2 protein-coding genes are annotated in these 640 nt (G+C 70.2%); one reads left to right on the forward strand and one right to left on the reverse strand.

Annotation, left to right across the window (positions count from 1 at the left end):
- The coding region (locus tag AC08OO_RS22980; protein ID WP_476619074.1) for a DUF6444 domain-containing protein at positions 1-436 on the reverse strand (436 nt) is incomplete at its 3' end.
- Here AC08OO_RS22980 and AC08OO_RS22985 point away from each other — a divergent pair.
- A partial coding sequence (locus tag AC08OO_RS22985) for a hypothetical protein (protein ID WP_476619071.1) occupies positions 333-640 on the forward strand: 308 nt, incomplete at its 3' end. The two genes, AC08OO_RS22980 and AC08OO_RS22985, sit on opposite strands and share 104 nt — an antisense overlap.

The raw sequence follows: 640 nt of genomic DNA on the forward strand, positions 1-640 counted from the left end.
GGGCGGCCACGTGGCGGCGCCCGCAGCCGCACACGACCCGGTAGAGATCATGCCGGGTCACGGTCGACCCGGGCCGGTTCGACATCGTGGGACTGGTGCAAGCGCGCGACCCCCGCCGGCCTCGACCCGGCCAGCGACACCCCACAGTCACACACCCCGACCGGAAAATACGCCTCGACCCGATCCGGGTCCTCCCGCCAGGCCAGCGTCCACCCGTCCGCGCCCGGCTGCTTACCACGCTTCGCTTCTTCTTCCCCACCCCGCCAGCGCCCGCAGCCCCGGGCGTCCCACCCGCCGGCCCGGGCGGCTTCCACCCCGGGACCGCGTCGTCCGTGGACGGCGACAACGACGAGTTCCGCGAGTTCCGCGACACCTTCCGCTCCGGCTCAGCGACCTTCGCCGTCAGCTTCGCGATCTCCCTGGCCTGTGTCGCCATCACCGCCCGCAACTCGGCGATCAACTCCGCCTGCGCGCGGACGAGGGCGATCAGCCCCTCGATCGGCATCTCCCCCCGGCGGCAGCACCCCACCACGTCACCACACGCACCAGACCCGATGCGCCACACATCAGCCAACAGTCGGACCCGGAACAAGCGCCAACCACTCACAGCAACATCAACAATGAAGCTGAATGTTTACCT

This window comes from Frankia sp. CeCAU1 (assembly GCF_977971845.1).